Origin of the sequence: Pseudonocardia sp. TRM90224, assembly GCF_021245725.1 — a bacterium.
In the GTDB taxonomy this organism is placed as follows: domain Bacteria; phylum Actinomycetota; class Actinomycetes; order Mycobacteriales; family Pseudonocardiaceae; genus Pseudonocardia.
The window spans coordinates 25,968-47,679 of the sequence record NZ_JAJGSX010000038.1; the positions used below are offsets into that span (position 1 = coordinate 25,968).

The 21,712-nt window shown below is 73.0% G+C and carries 22 protein-coding genes; 4 read left to right on the plus strand and 18 right to left on the minus strand.

What is annotated here, in order from left to right; all coding sequences use genetic code 11:
- Positions 1–37: 37 nt before the first annotated feature.
- From LL648_RS34510 to LL648_RS34545, 8 genes are all read right to left on the minus strand, one after another.
- Positions 38–2,482 (minus strand): protein kinase domain-containing protein, encoded by a 2,445-nt coding sequence (locus LL648_RS34510; protein WP_232667019.1) that lies wholly within the window; start codon positions 2,480–2,482, stop codon positions 38–40.
- Between the two features lie 90 nt (positions 2,483–2,572).
- Positions 2,573–3,247 (minus strand): maleylpyruvate isomerase N-terminal domain-containing protein, encoded by a 675-nt coding sequence (locus LL648_RS34515; RefSeq protein ID WP_232667020.1) that lies wholly within the window; start codon positions 3,245–3,247, stop codon positions 2,573–2,575.
- A 37-nt stretch (positions 3,248–3,284) separates the two neighbouring features.
- Positions 3,285–3,506: a hypothetical protein gene (locus LL648_RS34520; protein WP_232667021.1), complete on the minus strand. Its 222-nt coding sequence runs from the start codon at positions 3,504–3,506 to the stop codon at positions 3,285–3,287.
- Positions 3,503–4,972, minus strand: coding sequence for a GTPase domain-containing protein (locus LL648_RS34525; protein ID WP_232667022.1), 1,470 nt, complete (start codon positions 4,970–4,972; stop codon positions 3,503–3,505). The genes LL648_RS34520 and LL648_RS34525 overlap by 4 nt, the downstream gene beginning before the upstream one ends.
- Positions 4,957–7,329: a GTPase-associated protein 1-related protein gene (locus LL648_RS34530; protein ID WP_232667023.1), complete on the minus strand. Its 2,373-nt coding sequence runs from the start codon at positions 7,327–7,329 to the stop codon at positions 4,957–4,959. The genes LL648_RS34525 and LL648_RS34530 overlap by 16 nt, the downstream gene beginning before the upstream one ends.
- Entirely contained in the window at positions 7,322–8,503 is a 1,182-nt protein-coding gene (locus LL648_RS34535) for a zinc ribbon domain-containing protein (RefSeq protein WP_232667024.1), read from the minus strand. Before LL648_RS34535 ends, LL648_RS34530 begins: the two co-directional genes overlap by 8 nt.
- Positions 8,500–9,510 (minus strand): hypothetical protein, encoded by a 1,011-nt coding sequence (locus tag LL648_RS34540; protein ID WP_232667025.1) that lies wholly within the window; start codon positions 9,508–9,510, stop codon positions 8,500–8,502. Before LL648_RS34540 ends, LL648_RS34535 begins: the two co-directional genes overlap by 4 nt.
- 116 nt (positions 9,511–9,626) lie before the next feature.
- Positions 9,627–10,070: a MarR family winged helix-turn-helix transcriptional regulator gene (locus tag LL648_RS34545; RefSeq protein ID WP_232667062.1), complete on the minus strand. Its 444-nt coding sequence runs from the start codon at positions 10,068–10,070 to the stop codon at positions 9,627–9,629.
- A 92-nt stretch (positions 10,071–10,162) separates the two neighbouring features.
- On the opposite strand from LL648_RS34545, the gene LL648_RS34550 reads away from it, so the two are divergent.
- Positions 10,163–10,567, plus strand: coding sequence for a tautomerase family protein (locus tag LL648_RS34550; protein ID WP_232667026.1), 405 nt, complete (start codon positions 10,163–10,165; stop codon positions 10,565–10,567).
- Positions 10,568–10,582: 15 nt separating this feature from the next.
- Here LL648_RS34550 and LL648_RS34555 read toward each other — a convergent pair whose 3' ends face one another.
- Together LL648_RS34555 and LL648_RS34560 are read right to left on the minus strand one after the other, a co-directional pair.
- The gene (locus tag LL648_RS34555; protein ID WP_232667027.1) at positions 10,583–11,065 is read right to left on the minus strand and encodes a DUF3237 domain-containing protein; all 483 of its coding nucleotides are present in this window, start codon (positions 11,063–11,065) and stop codon (positions 10,583–10,585) included.
- Positions 11,062–11,511, minus strand: a complete 450-nt coding sequence (locus LL648_RS34560; RefSeq protein WP_232667028.1) for an ester cyclase — start codon at positions 11,509–11,511, stop codon at positions 11,062–11,064. The genes LL648_RS34555 and LL648_RS34560 overlap by 4 nt, the downstream gene beginning before the upstream one ends.
- A gap of 29 nt (positions 11,512–11,540) precedes the next feature.
- Between LL648_RS34560 and LL648_RS34565 the strand changes: the two genes are divergently transcribed.
- Positions 11,541–12,152: a TetR/AcrR family transcriptional regulator gene (locus LL648_RS34565; RefSeq protein ID WP_232667029.1), complete on the plus strand. Its 612-nt coding sequence runs from the start codon at positions 11,541–11,543 to the stop codon at positions 12,150–12,152.
- A gap of 31 nt (positions 12,153–12,183) precedes the next feature.
- Here LL648_RS34565 and LL648_RS34570 read toward each other — a convergent pair whose 3' ends face one another.
- A complete protein-coding gene (locus LL648_RS34570; RefSeq protein WP_232667030.1) occupies positions 12,184–12,657 on the minus strand; it encodes a J-domain-containing protein in 474 nt (157 codons plus the stop codon).
- 71 nt (positions 12,658–12,728) lie between these two features.
- Positions 12,729–13,319 carry a TetR/AcrR family transcriptional regulator gene (locus LL648_RS34575; protein ID WP_232667031.1) on the minus strand — a complete coding sequence of 197 codons (591 nt, stop codon included), beginning with the start codon at positions 13,317–13,319 and terminating at the stop codon, positions 12,729–12,731.
- A gap of 94 nt (positions 13,320–13,413) precedes the next feature.
- On the opposite strand from LL648_RS34575, the gene LL648_RS34580 reads away from it, so the two are divergent.
- Complete coding sequence (locus tag LL648_RS34580) at positions 13,414–14,361, plus strand: quinone oxidoreductase family protein (protein WP_232667032.1); 948 nt, start codon at positions 13,414–13,416, stop codon at positions 14,359–14,361.
- Positions 14,362–14,367: 6 nt separating this feature from the next.
- On the opposite strand, the gene LL648_RS34585 is transcribed toward LL648_RS34580, so the two are convergent.
- A complete protein-coding gene (locus LL648_RS34585) occupies positions 14,368–15,294 on the minus strand; it encodes a phosphotransferase family protein (RefSeq protein WP_232667033.1) in 927 nt (308 codons plus the stop codon).
- A 138-nt stretch (positions 15,295–15,432) separates the two neighbouring features.
- On the opposite strand from LL648_RS34585, the gene LL648_RS34590 reads away from it, so the two are divergent.
- Positions 15,433–15,630, plus strand: coding sequence for a hypothetical protein (locus LL648_RS34590; protein ID WP_232667034.1), 198 nt, complete (start codon positions 15,433–15,435; stop codon positions 15,628–15,630).
- Positions 15,631–15,755: 125 nt separating this feature from the next.
- On the opposite strand, the gene LL648_RS34595 is transcribed toward LL648_RS34590, so the two are convergent.
- From LL648_RS34595 to LL648_RS34615, 5 genes are read right to left on the minus strand one after another with little or no spacing between them, the layout of a single operon-like run.
- Positions 15,756–16,001: a hypothetical protein gene (locus tag LL648_RS34595; RefSeq protein ID WP_232667035.1), complete on the minus strand. Its 246-nt coding sequence runs from the start codon at positions 15,999–16,001 to the stop codon at positions 15,756–15,758.
- Positions 16,002–16,057: 56 nt separating this feature from the next.
- Positions 16,058–16,831 (minus strand): AfsR/SARP family transcriptional regulator, encoded by a 774-nt coding sequence (locus LL648_RS34600; protein WP_232667036.1) that lies wholly within the window; start codon positions 16,829–16,831, stop codon positions 16,058–16,060.
- Positions 16,828–17,847: an LLM class flavin-dependent oxidoreductase gene (locus LL648_RS34605; RefSeq protein WP_232667037.1), complete on the minus strand. Its 1,020-nt coding sequence runs from the start codon at positions 17,845–17,847 to the stop codon at positions 16,828–16,830. Before LL648_RS34605 ends, LL648_RS34600 begins: the two co-directional genes overlap by 4 nt.
- Positions 17,844–18,659, minus strand: coding sequence for a hypothetical protein (locus tag LL648_RS45530; protein WP_232667038.1), 816 nt, complete (start codon positions 18,657–18,659; stop codon positions 17,844–17,846). The genes LL648_RS34605 and LL648_RS45530 overlap by 4 nt, the downstream gene beginning before the upstream one ends.
- Before the next feature lie 35 nt (positions 18,660–18,694).
- The gene (locus tag LL648_RS34615; RefSeq protein ID WP_232667039.1) at positions 18,695–21,694 is read right to left on the minus strand and encodes an AfsR/SARP family transcriptional regulator; all 3,000 of its coding nucleotides are present in this window, start codon (positions 21,692–21,694) and stop codon (positions 18,695–18,697) included.
- Positions 21,695–21,712 lie beyond the last annotated feature (18 nt).

A 21,712-nucleotide genomic window follows, 5' to 3' on the forward strand; every position in this document is an offset into this window, starting at 1 on the left:
TCGATGGCTGGTGGGTCTGCTCCGTAGACCAGGCCGGCTACTGTCCGGCTGCGATCGCGGCCAGGTCCCACACCATGACGTTGCTGTTGTACGCCCCCGCGACGAGCAGCGAGCGCCCGCCGGACTGCGCGACGGTCAGCCCGGTGATCTGGTCGTCGGCTGCGACCGGGACGGTGACGGGCCTGCCGATGGGCTCGTGGGTGCGCAGGTCCCAGAGCCGGATCGTATTGTCGACGCCCGCCGAGACGATGATCGGTCGACCGTCGAGCTCGGTCGTGGTGAGCTTCGCGAGCCCATTGGGATGCCCGGTGATCGGCTCCCCCAGCAACGCCCCGGTGGCCAGCTCCCACACCTGCACGACGTTGCCGCCCGGCACCGCATCCTGCGGGGACCGGTTCCCGGCGATGATCACCGGCCGGCCGTCCAGCTGCCCGACGGTGAGCGCCCCGATGTCCCCGCTGGGCAGCGCGAGCTGGCGTCCGACGGGTTGCCGGGTGCCCAGGTCCCACACCCCGATCTTGTTGGGGTAGCTCGCCCCGACGACGACCGGTCGGCCGTCGAGCTGCGTCACGACGATGTTGTTCAGACCTTCGCTGATGATCGGCTGGCCGATCTGCTGGTGGGTGGCCAGGTCCCAGACCCGGATCGTGTCGGGGTTGTCGGGCTCGCACCCCGAGCAGCCGCTGGCCGAGACCACCACCGGGCGGTCGCCCAGCTGCGCCGTCGCCACCGCGCTGATGATTCCGATCTCCCCGGTGAACGACTCACCGAGCTGCTGGCCCGTGGCCAGGTCCCACACCCACAGGGTGGTGTCCTGGCTACCCCCGACGATCACCGGCCGGCCGTCGAGCTGGCCGATGGCCAGCCCGTTGAGCCCCTTGGAGGGGCCGCCGATCGGGCTTCCGACAGGCTGGTTCGTGGCGAGGTCGAACACCTGCACCTTGTCGGCGGACTCGCCATACGTGCCGCCTGCGGCAACCACGACGGGGCGGCCCTCCAGCTGCGCGGCCGCGACCGCAGAGACCTGCGGCACGGCACCGGGGACGGTGATGGGCAGGGTGGTCGGCGCGCCCGCGTCGGCCTGCACAGCGGACGCCGGCGCCGCGGACGCCGGCGGGGTCCCGCCGGTCGTCGGCCCTGCGGGCAAGCTGTTGATCGCGACGATGACACCGATGGCCAGCACGAGAGTGCCGCCGATGGCGATGGCGGCGCGTCCGCGGCGAGGGCGCCCGGCCTGCGGGGGCGGGATGTCTTCGACGTACGGCGGCGGGACGACGGCCCGGCGCGGCTCCGCGTGGATCCGGTCGGTGGGGGTCGGCCGGGTGGGCTGCTCCGGCAGGTGCGCCGCCCGTGGCGGGGGATCGGCCCGAAAGGGTTGCTGACCCGTGCCCCTGGGTGGGGACGGGTCGGGCGCCCACGACGGCGGGACCGGATCGGCCTCCCACCGCGGCGGGACCGGATCGTTCGCCCAGGGCGGTGGGGTGTCGGCCTTGCGGGCCGGTTGCGGGGTCGGCGTCCGGGGCGGTGGGGTGTCGGCCCTGCGGGTTTGCGGGGTCGGCGTCCGGGGCGGTGGGGTGTCGACCCGGGCGTCCGTCCCGGCCGGCGCGGGCCGTTCCTGGACCGGCGGGATCACCTGCGGCCCGGCCTGCTCCGACGCCCGGCGGGCGGCGGCGGCAAGCGCGCCGGCACTCGCGTAGCGATTCTCGGGCTGCTTCGCCAGCGCGGTCGCGACGACGTCGTCCAGCTCGGCCGGCAACCCGGGAACGATCTCGCTCGGCCGCGGCGGCACCTGGTTGGCGTGCTGGTAGAGCAGCGCGATGAACTCGTCGGCGGTGAACGGCTTCGTGCCGGTCAGGCACTCGAACAGCATGCAACCCAGCGCGTAGACGTCCACGCGGTGGTCGACGGTGCCCGAGGTGAACCGCTCCGGCGCCATGTACGCGGGCGAGCCGACGGCGTTGCCGGTCAGCGTCAGCCGCCCGGACGTCTCCGGGGAGATGGCGCGGGCGATCCCGAAGTCGGCGAGGTAGACGGCGTCCGGGTCGCCCGGCGCGGTGGTCGCGAGCAGCACGTTGGCCGGCTTCACGTCCCGGTGCATGAGCCCCGCGCGGTGCGCGGCGTCGAGCGCGGCGGCAACCTGCCCGACGATCCCGATCGCACGCGCCGCATCGAGCCGGCCCGTCCTGGCGAGCAGCGCGCCGAGGTCCTCCCCCTCGACGTACCGCATGTCGATGTAGAGGTGGCCGTCGATGTGCCCGTACCGGTGGATCGGGATGGTGTGCTGCTCGGTCAGCCCGGCCGCAACGCGGGCCTCGCGCTCGAACCGGGCCCGGTAGTCGTCGTCGCGAGAGAGCGACTCGAGCAGCAGCTTGATCGCGACCACCCGGTTGTGGCTGGTGTCGTACGCCCGCCAGACCTCACCCATCCCGCCCCGCCCGAGCAACACCTCAAGGCGGTACGGGCCGAACATCCGGTCGGGCACAGGCGTCTCCATCCGCGGGGCCAGCGCATTGTCGGCGTCGCCCCACTCGCGTCGCAATCCCCTCGGGCCCGCGGCGCCTCGACCGGGCGACTACCCCAGCACGGGCATGCGCTGCGCGAGTTGCCCGCCCGGATCCCGCGGCGTCGTGCGGCCGCTGCCGATCAGCAAGCAGTCCTCGTCGGTCCAGGCGTCCGGGAGCGGAGAGCCGGCCAGCGCCTCGACGGTCGCGCGCCCGAGGGCGAGCGACTCGGGGGTCGGGGCCGGGACGTCGAGGTCGCGACCGAGGTCGAGGTGGTGCACCGCGAGCTCGACCGCCCACGTCGCGAGGAAGTCGCCGCCGGCGAGCACGTGACCCTGGAACGACACCGACCCCTCCGGCATCCGCGCGACAGAGGTCCGCACCGCGTCGGCGGCAATGCGCAGGTGCTCCAGCGCGCCGGCCGGGCGCCGGTAGGCCGACGCGGTCCGCCGTGTCCAGAGGATCCGGTCGACCTCGTCGGCGGAGCCGTCCGTCGACGGCAGCTCGATGCTCCAGTACGTGGCAGCATCGCGGTCGGGGGCCCGATCGATCGCGGCGACCACACCGCCGACCATCTCCTGCAGCCCCGTGCGCACGTGGACGACGACGTCGAGCACCGCCCAACCGTGACACCGACTGGCGGCGAGCAGCTCGTGGTCGCTCAGCGCCGCGACGACCTCGACGAACCGGTCGAGCTCACCGAGCAGCGCGGCCCGCGCGATCGCGTGATCAACACTGAGCGCCACCGGCCCATGCTAGGCGGCCGCACGTCGCGTGCCCCGTTCAGTTGAACGGCCAGAGGATGTCCAGGTAGCCGGTGAGGAGTCCGACCACCCACGCCCCCGCGCCGGCGTCGACGAGCAGCCACGCCCCGGCCGCGACGACGAGCACGATCGAGGCCGCCGCCGTGATCCTGACCGCGGAGTAGGTCCAGGGCGCCCGCCCGGCCCGCTCCGGCGCAGCCGGCTTCACGACCGCCTTGATCGCCCGTTCCTCGCTCATCATGTCGGCACCCGGACGCCCGCCCGGCGCAGCAGCCAGGCCACGACGGCACCCGGCGAGCGGTCGGACTCGCCGTCGGCGCTGGTCAGGTAGTAGCGCACCGCCCCGAAGTCGCGTTCCGCGGCGGCGACCAGCGATCGCTGCCCCTGCCGCGCGAGCCAGTCCTGGACGCCCGCGGATCCGGGGGCGGGCCCACGTCCCGGCAGGACGGCGTCGAGCTGGTCGGCCTTGCTGAGAGCGATCGCGAGCGGCAGCTTCCGCAGGTCGACGCCGTCGTCGCGCAACCGGCCGGCGATCGTGCGGTAGGTGATCTCGGGGTCCGCACCCGGTCCGTCACCCAGTTTCGACGCGGGCCGCGGCAGCGCCGTCGCGTCGATGACGAGCACGATCCCGCTCACGTCCCGGAGCAGGTGCAGCCGGGCGAGCTCGACGTCCGACGCCACGACAGCGCCGGGGGCGTCGAGCACGGTGACGACCGCGGCGCGCCTGCCCCATACGAGCCGCGCGGCCGTACACCGGGTCGCAGCCCCGGTGGCACCTGCGGTGCGAGACACCGATCCGCCGCTCGACGTGACCGTCTCCATGACGGCGTGCAGGCCCGCGTCGGCGAGCGTCGACACGCCCGAGCCCGGCGCGCCGGTGACCACGAGACGGACGTTCCGGTCGATCATCGATCCGGGCGGCAGCTCGTCGTTGCACCAGGGGCAGCGCAGGGCGAGCCGGCCGCGCGCGACCGCACCGGCGATGGTCGTCGGCAGCAACGCCCCGCAGACGCACCGCCGCCGGAACGCCCCGAACGCCCCCGGCCGCAACGTGCGGTGGAACCGCCCGCACCGGCACTGCACGATCGGTGTGGTCGTGTGACCGAGGCACTCCGGGTTCACACACGTGGCGCCGGCACCCCGGCGGCGCGTGTCGAGCGTGCTGCCGAGGCGCAGGGCGCCCGCCGCGGCCCGGTGCGCCGTCCACATCGTCCCGGTGACGCCGCCGACGACGACGCCCGATGCCGCCGAGCCGACCGCCGCTCCGGCTGTGGTCGCGACCCCGAACCCGAACGGGACCAGCCACAAGGGCGCCACGACCGCGCTGTCGGGGAACTCGGTGTAGCCGGCGTTGTCGCGCAACTCGCGCACCCCGTCCCACAGCCGCGACGCTGCCCGCTTGACGTGGGTACCCGCGTCGCGGGCGTCGCCGATCGCCTGCGCGCCGAGGTAGCTGCGCCATGCCGGCTCGTCGCCCGGGGTGCCCTCGACGGGGTCGGCGGCAACGGCGTCGTCGACCGGCCGCGGGGTCGGCGCGGCGCCCGTCGCCAGCCGGGCGACGATGATCGCGAGCGAGCCGAACGTGCCGAGCAGCAGGCCGAGCGGGACGACGACGAGCAGCATCGGGACGACCAGCACCGCGGTCACCACGATCGCCACCAGGCCGCCGATGACGTATTCCTGCCCGCCGTTCACGACGGCCGCCACCGGATGAGCTTCCCGAACCGGGACCGCTTCTCGCCCATCGCCCACCAGACCTTCTGCTCGTGCGGTGCGAGCAGGTCGGCGACCGCGGTGGCGTCGGCGACGGTCATCGCCTTGCGCCTCGCGGTCACCGCATCCAGCAGGTTCTCGTTCGGCGGGGTCTGGTGGACGGCCACCAGGAACGCCGTCGCGATGGTCCGGTCGTCCGGCGCGTTCGCGAGCACTTCGGCGAGGCGCGATTGCACGTACCGGCGGCGCGTCTTGTCCATCTCGGTCACCAGCACCGCCGCTGCGGAGGGGTGGGGCGCCCGCAGTGCTTCGACGAGCTCGGGGACAGCGCTCTCCACGACCGGGACGTCCTGCTTCCTGATCTGCGCCGCCACCCCGATGACGACGGCGGCCTCGAGGGCGTCCAGCTCCCCCGGCCATCCGGCGACCTGCGTGACGATCTCCCGCATCCGCTCGATCTGCCGCTGCCAGCCGCGGACCTTGTCGCTCTGCGGCGAGCGGCCGAGCTCCGTCAGCCGGTCCAGCACGAGCACGGCCGGCCGGTCGAGGCGGGCGTGCTCGGCGAGCAGCCGTTCGACCAGCTGCGCGGTCGCGGCGTCGATCCCCGCCTCGGGAGTCGTCATCGTCAACAGCTCGGGCAGGTCGGCGACGGCCGGCAGCCGGTCGGGATGCAGGATCCGCACCGCCTGCATGACCGAGTCGGGCCGCCCCGACCTGCCCAGCGACATCCGCAGGACGTCCCGGGTCCAGCGCGCCGCCTCCGGCTCGCCCGAGCGGATCGCGGCGGTCGCGAGTGCGACGTCGAGCGGGTTGTGCGGGTCGCGGAACGTCTGCAGCAGCCGCGGCCACCAGAGCGTGCCGAGCGCGTCGACCGTCGACGGCGGCGAGGCCAGCACCCGCTGGGTCAGCGCGTCGCGCGTCAGGTCGAGCAGCTCCGCGGCGCAGGGCCACCGGTCGACCTCGATCTGCTGGTCGCCGGTCTCGGCCCACCAGTGCGCGAACCGCTGCAACGCGCCGGGGAACCTGGCCGAGCGCGGCCGCAGGCCGTGGCGCACGGCAAGCGCGAGCACGTCGGCCAGCGTGGTCGGATCGGCGTCGGCGAGCACCTGCTCGACCATCTCGGTGGCCTGCTCGACGCTCGCGGGCGCCGGAAGTCGGCGGCCGGTCGCGTCGGCGAGCGAACGGGCGAACACCTGCCACGTGATCAGCTCGCCGACCGGGCGGCGGCGCGCGCTCGCGGCGATCACGTCGAGCGCCGCGAGGTTCTCCGCGCTGAGGGGCGCGTCCAGCAGGCGCGGCACCAGCTCGCCGAGCAGGTGGTCGTCGAACTCCCGCCAGCGGCTCGACAGCCAGCGCAGAACGGGGTCGGCCCACTCCCGGTGGACCGCCTCGCGCAGCACGACGGCCGCGGCGACGATCCGGGCGATGCCCTCCTGCCCCGGCGGGGTCTCCGGCAGCTGACCGCTCAGCTCGATCGCGTCGAGGACGTCGTAGCTGTCCACCTCCCCCGCCCCCGCGGCGAGGAACCGAGCGGCCCAGAACTCCCCCGCGGCGCCCACGACCAGCGGCGACCGGGTGCCCGCCTCGAGGTCGAACACCACGAACGCCGTCTCGGTGGTGGTGTCGCGGTGCGAGCCCGCCCAGTCCGGGTGCACGGCCACGGCCTCGTGCGAGCCGTACTCAGGGTTCGCCGCGAACACCTTGAACCCGACGCGCAAGGCGTCCCGGCGCGGCATGAGCAGCGTGGCGGCGGCGATCCACGCGATGACCGGCTCCGGATCCGACGACACGAACAGGACGCGCTTGCCCCCGTTGCACGCCGCGACGAGCGCGGTGTGGACGGCCGCCAGCACGGCGTGGCCGTCGGGCTGCGCGGCCGTCCAGGCCTGCAGGTACTCCGGGTTCATCGGTCCGGGCGTCGGGTCGCCGGGCACCCGGCGGCAGCGGGTCGGCCCCGTCCACTCCGCCGGCCCCGGGTCGGTCACCCAGATCTCCGAGCGCCAGAGCTGGGCCGGCCGGACCTGCCCGTACGTGTCGAGGTCGTCGGTGACGATCGCGTGCGTGTGGTGGTTGCCCTCGCGCGATCCCGCGCCTTCCGCGCCGAGGTAGACGCCTGTCGCGGTGGCGAGCCCGCCGCTCGCGGTGTGGGCGAACGACGGCGGATGGTCGCCGGCCGGGATGCGCTGGCGCATCCACTCCTCGGCGGGCTCGTACAGGCAGTTCCGCTCGACCAACGTCATGTGCTGGGGCGTCACCCCGTCGGAGACCGCACGGAACTGCAGGCCGGCGATGCCGAGCAGGCCTTCGCCCGCCCGGCAGCCGGTGTAGTGCAGCGACCCGAAGTCACCCACCGTCGACCTGCTTGATGATCCCCCGCCGGCTCATCAACCAGAGCAGCGGCTCGGCGACGTACCGGGGCTGGACGCCGCGCTCGTCCACCCGCAGCCGCTCGTAGTCGGGCAGCGCGCCGAGCGACGACACCGCGAAGAACCTGAAGTTGGCGTAGTTGTAGGTGAAGTGCGTGACGAGGTCCGCGCCGCCGTACTGGTGCAGCAACGACTTGACGTGGCCGTGCATCTGCTGCCCGAAGTCCTCGTCGTACGCGGGGACCCGGCGCGGTTCGGCACGGCGCAGGAAGTGCCCCTCGCCGAGCAGCTCGTCGAACACGTCGAGCTTGGCCAGCACCACCGCCACGGGCACCGTGATCGGCCGGTCGGGGTGGGTCCTGATGACCTGCGTGACACCGGCGACGACGGTGTCGAGCAGCGGAGCGGGCTCGGCAAGGTCTTCCGGCAGCTTCCCGACGCGGTCGCGCACCTGCGGGAGCTGGTACGGGTCGAGCAGCAGGATGAGGCCGCCCGCGGAACGCATGTAGCGCTGCCGGACCTCCACCACCCGGTCCTCGCCCGCCGCGTCGCAGAAGGGCAGGATCGTCGACGGCGTGCTCTTCCGCGCGATCCACCCCCGGGTCGGGTGGCGCCACTCCAGCAGCAGCGGGACGCGGGCGCGGCCCTGCGGCGGCGGGGTCCGGCCGGGCAGCTTCTTGTCGTCGTAGAGCGCGCGCTCGAACTGCCGGATGTACTCCTCGATGGAGAGCAGGCCGGGCTGGTGCTCCCCGACGACGGCGACGTCGGCCTTGAACCGCTCGCCGACCTCCGCTCGCAGTTCACGCTTCAGCACCGTCAGGTAGACGGTCTTGCCTGCGGCGATGTCGCCCACCATCCCGATGACCGGGCTGGGCCGCCGCACGAGCGTCGGCGGGATGGGGGTGTGGCACTGCCGGCAGGCCCGCTTGCGCGACCACGAGCCGTCGTTCGGGCACATGCCCTCGGCCTGCCGGTTGCGGGTGGTGGCCGCTTGGAAGACCGGCATCGCCGCGCCGCCGAACCCCGTCTCGCGCTGCCGGTCGGCGTCGCTGACCGGGTCGCACCCCGACCGTCCCGGGGCGCCTTGTCCGGTGCAGACGAAGAGCAGCCTGCGCGGGTCCTGCTCATGGTAGCAATAAGGGCAGGTCAGCAGCTTCACCGGATCCTCAACGTCTCTATCGGCGGGTCGATGAGCTCGACGTCGGCGCTGCCGTCGTCGACCAGGAATGCCCGGACGAAGCCGGCTTTCTCGTCCCTGTTCAGGGTGAACTCGACCGACGTCCGATCGTTGATCAAATACGCGGTCTCGAACGTTCTCGTGCACATCTCGGCCGACCACGGCAAGAAGTCCGTCGCAGCGAACCCGCTGATGAATCGGCATTCCGCGGCCACGGGTCGGTCGGCGTGGAACTCGATCCGATATGTCCGGCCCCGCAACCTCGTCACCGTGTAGCCGACGCGGCCGCGCGGGCCGGGGACCATCACCGTCTCGGCCTCCGACCAGGCACGATGCTCCTCGGTGGGGCCGCGGACGGCCACCGTGAACTCGACGGCGATGTCGGCGATCAGCGGGCCGAGCTCGACGCTCCAGCGCCCGGACGTGCGGTACGAGCTCAGGCTCGTGGCGCGGCGGTTGCCATCCCACTCGACGAGCGCCTCCGTCGCCCAGGGCGGCCACAGCCAGGTCAGGACCACCGTTGCGCCCTGGCGTCGCGCCCGGACGTCGAGCCCGCGGTGCGGCACCGCCACCGCGACCGGAGGCGCCAGCTCGGGTTCGGCCGGGGAGTCGGCGATCACCGGCGGCGGGATGGCCGGCGCCTCCTGGTGCGCCGTGTCCGGCGCGGGTGCCCGGTACCTCGCCCAGAACAGCGGCGCCCCGAGGTCGACCGCGGGATCGGCCTCCAGCCGTTCATGGGCGGCGACCAGCTGGGCGTACACGGCGCGCGAATAGTCGTGCCGGTCCAACCGCTCGCGCCAGTAGCCGACAACCGCGGCGAGGTGCGCGCGCAGCGCGTCCCGCTCCGGTTGGCCGGAAATCGCGTACCTGACCCGGAGGTCGTTCGGAATGCGGCGCGGAGTTGCGCGCAGCGGTCGGACGACCGATTCGTGGTAAAGGGCTGGATCGAAGACGTTCTCCGGTGGCTCCCCCGGATCGCCACTGCGCACGTTGCTCTATTCGCAGGAATCCCCGTCAGAGTTACGCTGCGCCGCCCGACACCGTCGACAACGACGTTCTGGCGGTTTGTTAGCGCCAACATCAGCCAAAACGTCGTTGTCGACGCTCAACCTGCTTCGGGGCCCAGCGCTTCCTCGAAGGTCCGGAGGACCTCTACCACCGTTCGGCGCTGCTCCGCGGAGACGCCTTCCAGCGCGCGGGTCCAGGCGCGGGCACTCGTAGCCAGGGACGCGTCGATCATGTCGGCGTGCTCGGGGGCGATGCCGACGATCCGACGCCTGCGGTCGGCCTCGTCCTCGGTGCGGACGAGCACGCCCGCGCGGGAGAGGTCGGCGACCATCAGACTGACCGTCGTGGGCGCGACCTCGAGCCGCTCGGCCAGCTGCGAGACCGTCTGCGGACCGTCGAACTGCAGATAGGCGAGCAACGAGAGGTGGCGGGGCGCCAGGTCGAGCGCACGCAGCTGTTCCGGCAGCGGGAGCCGCTTCGTGCGGCCGACCAGCCGCGGCAGCAACAGCAACATCGCGCGGACGGCGTCGTCGAGCGTCATCGGGCTGGACACGGGCCGCTCCTCCGGATTATCTTTGATCTCAAAGCTAATTTGCGACCAAAGGTAAGCCCAGGTCGCAGGAGGAGGACGCTGTGCCGCACGTGACCCTTCATGTCGTCGAGGAGCAGGTAGCGGGCCGGGAGGCGGCCCTGATCGACGGGCTGACCGACGTCGTCGCGGAAGTCTACGGCGAGTGGGCCCGCGAACTGGCCGTCGTCCAGCTGCTCGCGGTCCCGGCCGGCCGCTGGGCGGTGGGCGGGCAGGTCCGCACCGACCCGCCCCCGATCGTCGACTTCGGCGTCCGCGCCATCGCGCTGTCGCACCCCGACTTCAAGCAGATCATCGAACGCCTCGCGGCCGGCGTCACCGACGTCGTCGCGCGGATCGTCGCCGAGCACCACCGCGATGCCGTCCAGGTCAACTTCCACTTCCACCACGACGAGCACACGGCCGTCGGCGGGCGGCTCGTCTCGGACACTGCCGCGACGCCCGGCTGACCGGACCGACCGGCCTCACAGCACCCGGACCACGTGGTAGGCCACCCCACCCTCCACCAGGTAGCCCGACCCGACGCACACGGCGTCGTTCAACCACGCACAGCCCGGCGCGCCGGTCGCGAACAGCGGGGTGGTGCGGAAGTAGTAGCGGCCGGGGTCGACGAGGTGCCGGGTGGCCGGGTCCGCAAGATCCGCCCGCACCTGCTGGGGGACGGCCCAGCGGCCGCCGTAGGTCATCGAGATGAGCTCGCCGGCGTCGGTGCGCAGCGTCAGCCGGACGTCCAGCTCCATCGTGCCGTCCGGACGGAAAACCGCCGAGTCGCCGCCACCGGCGATCACCTCACCCCGCAGCCGCGGCCCGTCGAACGAGCCACCGGCGGCGCCGAACAACGTGCGGCCACCACCGGTCCGCAGGGGCGGATCCAGGTCGACGACGATGTCGAACAGGTGCTCCGTCGTGATCGCGGCGACGTTGCGGACCCGCGGGTCCGCGGTCATGCCGCCACTCCGAACAGGGTGCGCCGGACCGCGTCGGTCGAGACCCCGGACTGGGCGCACAGCACCGAGAGGTCGAAGTGGAACCGCTCGCGGACGATCAGGTCGTCGCGGAACTCGAAGCGGATGAACACCGGCAGCTCGGCGCGTGCGCCGTTCGGGGCCACGCCGAACCGGTCGCCGGTCATGGTCATCCGCACGGTGCCCCAGCAGACCAGCTCCTCGCCGGCCGCCGCTTGCCCCTCGATCACCACGCTGTAGTCGGGGAACGAGCCGAAGAAGCGGATCAGCGCTCGCTCGTTGGCCTCGGGACCCCGCGCGACCGTCCCGAACGCAGGGGTCTCCAGCACCATGTCGTGGTGCAGGAGGCGCATCGCCGCCGGCACATCCTGCCGGCTCTTCGCATCAGCGAGCAGGCGGGCGAGCTCGACCATCCGGTCACTAAGCATACGTACGACCGTATGTTAACCTCGCGATCGTGGCAACCCCTCCCCCGACCGACCTGCGCCTGCTGCGCGGCGCCCGTTCGCGACACACGGTGCTGCGGCACGCCATCGACATCGCGTCACTCGACGGCCTCACCGCGTTGAGCCTCGGCCGGCTGGCCACCGACCTCGACATCAGCAAGAGCGGGATCCAGACGCTGTTCGGCACGAAGGAGAACCTCCAGGTCGCGACGGTCGCCGCCGCGGGCGAGGCGTTCCACGACGCCGTCGTGGTTCCGGCGCTCGCCGCCGAGCGCGGGGTCGCGCGGCTGCGCGCACTGGTCGAGCGGTGGGTCGACTACGCCAGCACGCCGCTCTTCGCCGGCGGCTGCTTCTGGGCGGCGAACCTCGCCGAGTTCGACAGCCGGCCGGGCCCGGTACGCGACGCGCTCGCCCGCCAGCAGCGGCAGTGGCGCAGCCTGCTCGCCGCGGAGCTGCGGCACGCCACAGAAAAGGGCGAGATCGCCGACCTCGACCCCGAGCTCGCGGCGTTCCAGCTCGACGCCGTGCTCCTCGCAGCAAACACATCTCTGCGCTTGGGCGACGAAACCGCGACCGCCATGGTCGAGCGAACGGTCCAGGGCCTGCTCACGCCGCCCCAGTAGGTCCCAGTTGTTCAGGGCGCTCCTAGGCCGATCAAGGCTTGCGCCAGGGCCACCATCTGGGTCGCGTGGGCTTCTCCGCCACATCCGGCCGTGCGGGCGTGGCCTTCTGCGCGACAGCGGGACGCTCGGCGCGCCAGCGTTCGAGCGCGTCATCGAGGTCCACGCGCCGGATGGGGATCGCCGGCCCCTCCGGCGCCCGCATGAACTCGACGATCCGCCCGTTCAGCTCGTTGACGGCATCCCGCACCGCAGCCTCGCTGCGCAGTCCCTGCAGAGTGGCCGGCAGCCGGTCGATCTCCTTCCGCAGCTGGATGGACATCGGCAGCAGCGCCTCCATCGAGACGCCCTCGCGCTTCATCCAGTCGTTCAGCCACCAGTTGTCGTCGTGCGGCTGGTCCAGGCCGCGCAACGGCTTGCCGTGGCCGGGCAGGTTGTCGAAGGCGCCACGTTCCTGGGCTTCCCGGATGGCCTTGTCGACCGCCGTTTCGTACTTCGGGACGTCCATGCTGCTCCCCCTTCACGCACAGCCGATCATATCAACAACCTCAGTTGTGCACCTAGGAGCGCCCTGAACAACTAGTGCTCGAGCAGGCCGACGACCAGCACCCGCAGCGCGGACGCCACCTGCGCACCCTCGCCCGCGCTGAGCAGCTGGAGCACCGGGTCGCTCTGCAGGCCGGCGAGCAGGACGTGCGCCACGACGTCGGCGGGGAGGTCGGGGCGCTCCGCGCGGATGAGGGCCGCGACGTGGGCGTGCCAGGCGCGGTAGATCGGGTGCGCGTCGTGGGAGTCGTCGTGGCCGACGGTTGTGGTTGTCGCCGCGTGCCCGAGCGCGGCGAGCAGGCCCTTGTTTCGCGCCACCAGCCCCACTACGGCATCGACGAACGCGAGCAGTCGCTCCCCCGGCGGCGCGCCCGGCCCCAGCGGCGGCGGGCCGGTCTCGACGGCGTCGCCGAGCGACTGCGCCCGCTCGCGCATGAGCTCCACCATCAGCCCCATTCGGCTGCCGAAGCGGTGGAACACCGTGCCCTTCCCGACGCCGGCCGCAACAGCGACCGCCTCCATCGAGACCTGCTCGGGCCGATGGGTGGCGAGCAGCTCCTCGGTCGCCGCCAGGATCGCGCGCCGGTTGCGCTGCGCGTCGGCACGCATCCGCTCATGGGGCACGGAACCTCCAGGCTCGACAAGTGGACCGCCAGTCCAGTACGTTCTCAGCAGAACTTGACCGCTACTCCACTTTATCGGAAGGCAGGCGACGTTCGTGCGACGCGTGCGCTACTACCAGTACGGGGGCCCGGACGTCCTGACCGTCGAGGAGGCCGAGATCCCCACACCAGCCGCCGGCCAGGTCCGCATCAAGGTGGAGGCGATCGGGGCGAACTTCGTCGACACCAAGTTCCGCAGGGGCCCTTCGGCCGGGACGATCTTCCAGCGCCCGCTGCCCGGCCTGCTCACCGGCGACGTCGTCGGAACCGTCGAAGGCACCGGTGAGCGCGTCGCCACGCTCGTCGAGGACGCCTTCGCCGAGTACGTCGTCGCCGATGCGGAGTGGCTCGTCCCGGTGCCGGCCGGCGTCGAGGCCGGCCCGGCCAGCATGCTGGCGCTCGCCGGACCGGTTGCGATCGGCACCCTCCGGACGGCGGCGATCGGCAAGGGCGAGACCGTCCTGGTGCATTCGGCCGCGGGCAGCATCGGCCATCTCGCGACGCAGATCGCCAAGGAGCTCGGCGCCGGCACCGTCATCGGCACCGCGGGCTCGGCCGCCAAGCTCGACTTCGTCCGGGAGCACGGCGCGGACGTCGCGATCGACTACAGCGCCGACGACTGGCCCGACCGCGTGCGCGAGGTCGCACCGGCCGGCGTCGACGTCGTGCTGGACGCCGTCGGCGGCGAGACCATGTTGCGCAGCATCGACCTGCTGGCGCCGCGCGGCCGCCTCGTCGCGTACGGGGCGGCGAGCGGCGAGCTGACCAGCATTCCGATCACCAGCGTCTTCGCGCTCCGATCGCTCACCGGGTACTCCACGCTCGCGCTGCGGGGCGCGGACCCGGCCGGCGCCCGCCGCGACATGAACGACGTCAGCCGGCTCATCGCGACCGGACGGTTGAACACCGCCGTGCACGTCGAGCTCCCGCTCGCCGAGGCCGCGCAGGCGCACCGGATCCTGGAGGGGCGCGCCAACCTCGGGCGGGTCGTCCTGCGCCCCTGATCGGCCTCAGGAGCGCAGCTCCCAGCGCAGCCCGCCGAGCGCCGTCCGGTCGTCGTCGTTCCCGGCGTGCGGTCGCTCGAACCAACCCGCGTACTCGGCGATCTCCGAGAGCCGCCAGTCGAGGCGGAACAGTTCGAGCATCGGCTCCCGCGCACCCAACGCCTGGGCGGTCACGGCCCCGATATCGACGAGGTCGACGAGATCACGCTCGCGCGGGGCGAGCGCCAGCGACTCCCAGTCGACCAGCCACAGCCCTTCCGGTGTGACGACCTGGTTGGCGAAGTGCGGCTCGCCGTGGGTGGCGACCCAGATGTCGCCGGCCCGTCGAGCCTCGACCAGCAGCGCAAGGTGCTGGCGGGCCCAGCGCTCGACCTCGTCGATCCGCTCCGCGATGGCGGCGCGGGCCTCCTCGCCGAACGGACCGCTCGTCCACGGTGCGGCGGTCCTGCGTCTGAGCTGATCAGCGAGGTCGGCAGGGACCCGCGACCGCCACCGCGGGATCCGGGGCGGCGGCCGGCGGGAGTGCAGGTCGTCCAGCACGGCCAGCACCTCGACGACGTGCGCGGGCGCCGCCGCCTCCTCCTGACTGGGGGTCCGCCCGTCCAGCCAGCGGGTCGCGCTGATGACTCCCCTGGCGAGCGGGACCGTGAATGCCCCCGACTTCGCCGGCAACGCCGCCCATATCGAGCGCACGCCCTCCGACGCCAGCACCGCCGCACCGGCGTAGGCCGCTTCCAGTGATGACGCCGAATGCCGGTCGCCGAGCACGTCCAGCGTCGCGAACACCGCGCGACCTGCACCGTCGCCGACCTTCCAGTGGTGGGCGCCGAAGCCGACCGGGAGGTTGACCGCCGTTTGCGCGTCAGGCAGCCAGTGCGTCCGCACCGCGTCGCACACCTCGGCGTCGGTCACCCACTCGGGCGGCGTATACATGCGCATGATCCTCGGGGTGGGACCCCGACCGATCAAGCACAATACGGGCGACCATTGCAAGATTTCACAACTTGTCAGCTCTCTTACCCACTGATACTTTGATTCTATTCAGGTGAATCGTGCGTCGAGGAGGCCGCAATGCGAGTAATTGCCTTGATCAGCGACAGGCTGCTGAGCATCGCCGTCCCGGCCGCCACCGCGAGCGCGGACCGGCGCCGATGCAGCGTCGAGTGCAACCGCGACCGCTGCCCCGGGCAGCGCATGGTGGAACGCTGCGTCTACTGCAGCGGCGGCGCCCCGAAGTGCGTGTGCCAGACGTGGTGCATCAAGGAGTGAGCAGGTAGGTCGGGGCCCGGCCGCGGTCCGGCGGCCGGCGCTCGTGCACAGGTTGGCACCTCCGTGCACAAGTTCGAACCTGTGCACGGGGAGGCGAACCTGTGCACGAGCGACCCCCGACCGGCTCACCCCGCCGGCGGGGTTCGGGTCAGGCTGCGGCGGGCGACCGTGCGGCAGCTCGGGCAGCGGATCGCGACGGTCGGTGATCCTGCGGCCTTGAACCGGACACCGCCGGCGTCCCAGACGGAGAACTCGTGGCCGCATTCGCACGACGTGCGCCACTCGCGCGATTCGGCCTCGATCGCGGCCGACCGGGCCGGGAGCAGCGCCGTCACGAGGCGCTGCGTCAACGACAGATCCGCTTTCGACATCGTCCGCCATCCCTCGATCCACGATCCCCGCTGAGCCGGCGCCCAGTATCGCCATCTCAACCCGCGATCGCGATGCCCTGATCGGCACGAAAGGCTGCGAGGGCCGGGCTCACGACATCGTGGCGGAGGATGTCGCAGTTGAGCTGGCGCAACACCGGTGTCGGTTCGAGGCCGAGCTCGGCGGCGAGGAGCCGGCGGTACCGCGCGTAGTGGCGCAGCGCGTCGTTGTGGCAGCCGGTGGCGTAGAGGGCGCGCATCAGCGCGGCGTGGGCACGTTCCCGGAAGGGATGCTCGCGGAGCAGGACCTCCAGTTCGGCGACGGCGTCGGCGGCCCGGCCGCAGGCCTGGAGCGCCTCGGCGCGACGCTCGACGGTGTCGAGCCTGCGCAGTTCGAGCCGCCCGGCCTCCGCGGCCAGCATCGGCAGGTCGAGGAACTCGCTGTAGGCGGGCCCGCGCCACAGCTCCAGTGCCTTGCCGAGCCCGTGCGCGGTCTCGGCCGCGCCCGCCAACGCCGCCTCGAAGTCCGCGGCGTCGGTGTGGGCGCTCAGGGCGTAGCCGCCTGCCGCGCGGGCCAGGGCGTCACCGACGGATCGACGCAGCCGCGCCGCGACGCTGTAGAGCGCCGGGGCCGGGTGCAGTGGCGGCCTGCCGGCGAAGACGTTCTCCGTGAGGGTCTCCGCACGCACGATCTGGCCGCGATGCGCGACCAGAACCGCCACGAGCCTGCGCACGCGCAGCCCCTCCAGCGGGATCGGACGGCCACCGACGTCGCACGCCTCGAGCGTGCCGAGCACGGCGACCGACATCGACGGAACGACGTATGGGGTCACATCAGGTCCTTCGGGTTACTGCCGCGGAGACGCGGTCGGCGGACCGTGGGTCGGTCCGGGGCCGCGGCGCGCAGCGTCGATTCGATGTCGTCCCAGCACAGCCCCGGCGGCAGGCCGACCATGACGAGGTCGGCGACCTCGTCCCATTCCGCGAGCGCGGCGCGGACGTCGTCCTCGGTCCCGCTTGCGGTGAACTCGTCGATCAGCTCCTGCGCCTCGGGTGGGACCACGCAGTTGCGCGGGTGCGGCCGCGGGTTGGCGGCCAGGACGGCTTGCACTGCGGCGCCGTGGCCCTGCCGGGTCGCGGCCGCGGCGTAGTCGGTGCCCATCGCGCAGAGGTACCAGGCGATCGTCGCCGCGGCCGCGGCCCGCGCGGCTCCTGGATCGGACGCGGCGACCGTCGTCGGACCGGCGATCACCTCGATCGGCCGGGTGAACCCGGCGGCGCGTTCGGAGATGGCGGACCGGGACTGGAACACCGGGAACCAACCGTCTGCGAGCTCGGTGGCCACCTCGATCGTGCGGTTGCCGAGTGCCGCGAGCCAGATCCGCAGGTCGGGAGCATCGGGGCTGCCGAGGGCGAGCGGGCGTGCACCCAGCTCCGGGCGGGCGCCGGCCCGCCCACCGCGGACCAGGTTCCTGATCTCGCTGGTCGTCTCGCGCAGCCGCGCGGCAGGACGCTCGAACGGCACGCGGTGGAATCCCTCGACCAGCGCGGCGGTGCTGGCGCCGAGCCCGAGGACGAACCTGCCACCGCAGCTGCGGTGCAGCGTGGTCGCGGTCATCGCGAGCGTGGCAGGTGATCGGCCCCAGATCGACAGGACGCCGGCGACCAGCGTGATCCGGCGTGTGAGCACCCCGATCCGGCTGAGCATGACGGTCGAGTCGAGGCCCCATGCTTCCGGCAGCGAGAACGCCTCATAGCCCAGTTCGTCGGCCAGCTGCGCGGTGCGGACGATGATGTCCTCCCGCGTCTCCATCGGGGTCAGCGCCACCCCGCGACGGCCGGCGGTCACTGAGGACCTGTCGGCGACAGCGCAGCGTCGGCGGACCGGACGGACCGGACGGACCGCTCGCGGACGATGACCCAGACCGTCCGGGCCGCGGCCAACACCTCTCCCGACGACGAGAGCAGCGCCGAGCCCGCCGAGAGCTTGCGCCCGTCGACGGCGATCGGCCAGGCGACAACCTGGTAGGTGTGCCCGGCCACCGGCAGCCGCGCGATCCGAGCGCGCATCCGACCGAGCACCACGATCGAGCCGGTGGGCACCGCGCCGGTCGCGAGGGCGTCCTCCACAGCGGCGAAGCCGGTCGGGCAGTCGAGCGCAGCCCAAACCATCTCCGGCCCGACCGTCCCGTCCACACCCGCGATCGACGGCTGCGGCGCGAACGGTGCGGCCCAGATGCGGCGGCCCGGCAACTTGCCGGCGAAGATCCGCAGTCCGTCGCCGACCACCCGCGCGTTGCCGCAGACGAAGCATTCGGGGAACACCGAACCCGCCGCGCAGCTGGACCGCTGCGCGGCGATCTCCGCCTCGTGCGCGCCGACCACCGCCGGGACCGACAGGTCCGTCTCGGCATCGGGCACGAGCCGCCCGCCGGCCAGCACCTCACCGGAGTCGTCGACAACAACAACCGCGTCGCCGTCGGTGTCGGTGTCGGTGTCGTGGCGGACGTCCAGCGGCCGCCCGACCGGCACCGGCCGGCGCAGACGCACCTGGGCCGATCCGCCGAGCACACCGGCGAGCGCACCACAGGCGATCCCGCCGTTCGCGGCGCCTGGCGGCCCGGTGAAACGTGGATCGATGTACAAGCTCGTCGTGGTCACGGCACCAGCGTGCTGGTGGGCCGTTCAGGAAGCGTTCAGCGCGCGTGTAGCCGGTCGGCGTGCCGGGGTCGGTCGAGGACGGAATCGAGCTCGCCCAGCATGTGGAGGCCGTCCTCCCGGGCCCCGGCCTCGAACAGCTCCGCGGCGCGATCCGCACCCAGCGCCGCGACGGCGGTCGTGCGCAGCGCGGTGATCCGTTCTGCGACGTCCATCCGGTGGGTGGGATCGACTTCAGGGCTCCGCACGAGATGGGCGCCGAGGCAGCGCGCGAGCAATTCCGGGCTCGCGGCGGCGGCGGTCTCGGCCAGCGCCCAGAACCAGGCGACGTACGGCGCCCGGTCGGGGAAGCCCGCAGCGATCGTCCAGGCCTGCCTCAGGATGGCGGCGGCGGCGCGCGGGTGGCCGGTTCCGGCGCGGACGACGGCCAGGTACGACTTCGTGTAGACGGCGAGCTCGTCACGCAGACCGTTGTCGTCGACGAGGCGGTTGGCGGTGGTCAGGAAGTCGTCGGCGGCATCGAACCGGTCCTCACGGATCTCGACGAGCCCGAGCAGCGCCGACGTCCAGGCGCGGCCCCACAGCATGCCGACCTCCGTGTAGAGCTCGTGCGCGCGACGCAGACCGGGCAGTGCGGCCGCGCGGTCCACCGCGGACCCGGCCACCGTGAAGAGCACCATCAGGCACCATGCTGCCCCGCCGGGGTTCCCGTGCGATTCGAACCGGTGCCGGGCGTCGCGCAGCATCTCCTCGGCCAGCCCGGTCTGCCGGCGGTCGGCGGCGATCCGGCCGACCGTGCCGATCGCGTGGGCCTCCAGCCGGGCATCGCCGGCGACGCGGGCGTCCTCGACCGCGGCCTCGGCCTGCGCCGCGGCCTCGGCCGACCGGTCCGCCTGGATCAGCAGCGACGCCAGGCCGATGCGGGCGCGGGCGCTCACCCGCGGCGCGGGGCGGAGCGCGAGCGAGCGGCTCAGGCGGTCGATCCCTTCGGTGCTCGACGCGCGGATCCACCAGTACCAGTAGAGGCCGCCCGCGATCACCGCGGCATCGTCGGCACCGGCGGTGCGCAGCGCCTGGTCGTGCGCGGCACGCAGGTTGGGGAGCTCGTGGTCGGCGCGGGCGAGCCAGGCCGTGGCCGCCGGCCCGGCAGCGTGCCTCCCGATCTCGACCGCCACCGCCCGGTAGTGCCGAAGGTGCCGCTCACGCACCGGCGCGTCGTCCCCGTCGTCGACGAGACGCTCGGCGGCGAACTGCCGCACGGGCTCCAGCAGCCGGTACCGGCTCGGTCCACGCGACGTCTCAGCGATCACCAGCGAGTGGTCGACGAGCCGGCCGAGGGCCACCAGCACACCGGGTCGCTCGCTCTCCTCGGCCGGCACGACGGCCTCTGCGGCAGCGAGGTCGAAGTCGCCGACGAACACGCCCAGCCGGTGGAACACCGTGCGGGTGGCGTCGTCGAGGCGACCGTCGCTCCAGTCGAAGACGGCTGCCATCCGCCGCTGGCGTTCCGGCCGGGCGGGGTCGCCGATCGAGATCAGCTGGTCGAGACGATCCGCGATATCGGCGGTCGAGAGCGTGCGGGTCCAGGGCGCAACCATCTCGATCGCCAGCGGGAGACCACCGAGGCGCCGGGCCAGGCCGACGGTGTGGTGGTCGTTGCGGAAGCCCGGGTTCACCGCGACGGCCCGTTCGACGAGCATCCGCACCGAATCGGACGACTCGTCGTCTGCGGCGAGCGGCGCCACCGACCAGATCCGCTCGCCGGCCATGTCGAGCGGCACCCGGCTCGTGGCCAGCACCGCGCACCCGGGAGCCGCCTCGATGACCGCGTCGACGAGCCGCACCGCGGCGGCGACCACGTGCTCGCAGTTGTCCACGACGAGCAGCAGACGACGCTCCGCCAGCGCCCGCGTGATGGTGTCGAGCGGCGGTCGGATCGGTTCCTCGTCGAGCCCCAGCGCGACCAGCGCCGCGGCCGGGACCGTGCCCTCCTCGACCACCGGTGCAAGATCGACGAACGCGATCCCGTCGGGCCACCGCCCGCGCAGCCGCTCCACCAGCTCGACGGCCAACCGCGTCTTCCCGACCCCGCCGACCCCGGTCAGGGTCAGCAACGTGCCCGCCTCGACCCGCGCGTCAAGCTCCTCCAGGTCGGCCTGCCGACCCACCAACGGGGTCCGGTAGCCGCGGGGCGGACGCGGGCGCAGGACCGGGCCGCCGGCGACCGGCGTGGTGCTCCCGGCACCGGCGCCGGCGGTGGTCGAGCCGCGGAGCAGACCGTGCAGCTCGCGGCGCTGGTCGAGGATCGCCAGCTCCAGCTCGCGCAGCTCGGCGCCGGGTTCGATGCCGATCCGCTCGGCCAGCTCGGACCGGGCACGCTGGTACGAGCGAAGCGCGTCCGCTTGGCGTCCCGACCGGTACTGCGCAACCATCAGCAGCCACCAGTGCCGCTCGCGCAACGGGTCGACGACGAGCCGCTCCTCGAGCGCCGCGATCGCCTCGCCGGTCCGGCCCGCCGCGATCAGCGCCTCCATCTGCAGCTCCAGCGTCGTCGCCCGGAGCTCGTCCAGCCGGGCGACGTGCGGGAGCGCGAACTCGGCGCCGTCCACATCCGCCAGCGCCGCACCCCGCCACAGCGACAGTGCCGTCGTCGTCAGACCGATGACCGCCGTGGGGTCGCGATCGCGGTCGGCTACCCGCGCCAGCGCCGCGAGCTGCTCGAACCGCTCGCTGTCGAGGTCGTCGGCGCTGACGTCGATGCCGTACCCACCGCCGCGCCGGACCAGCACCTCCGGCCCGAGCAGGTCCCGCAGCTGTGAGAGGTAGTTCCGCAGCACGCCCGGCGCCGTCGACGGCTGGTGCTCGCCCCAGAGGTCCTCGACGAGCTGTCGGCTCGACCGGAACTGCGCGCGGTGGATCAGCAGGTCGATCAGCAACGCGCGCAGCTTGGCACCGCTCGGCTCCACCCGACGCCCGTCGCGCAGCACCTCGAGCGGCCCCAGCAGCCGGAACTCCATCCGCGAGCCGTGCGAACTCACAGGACCTGACAATAGGCC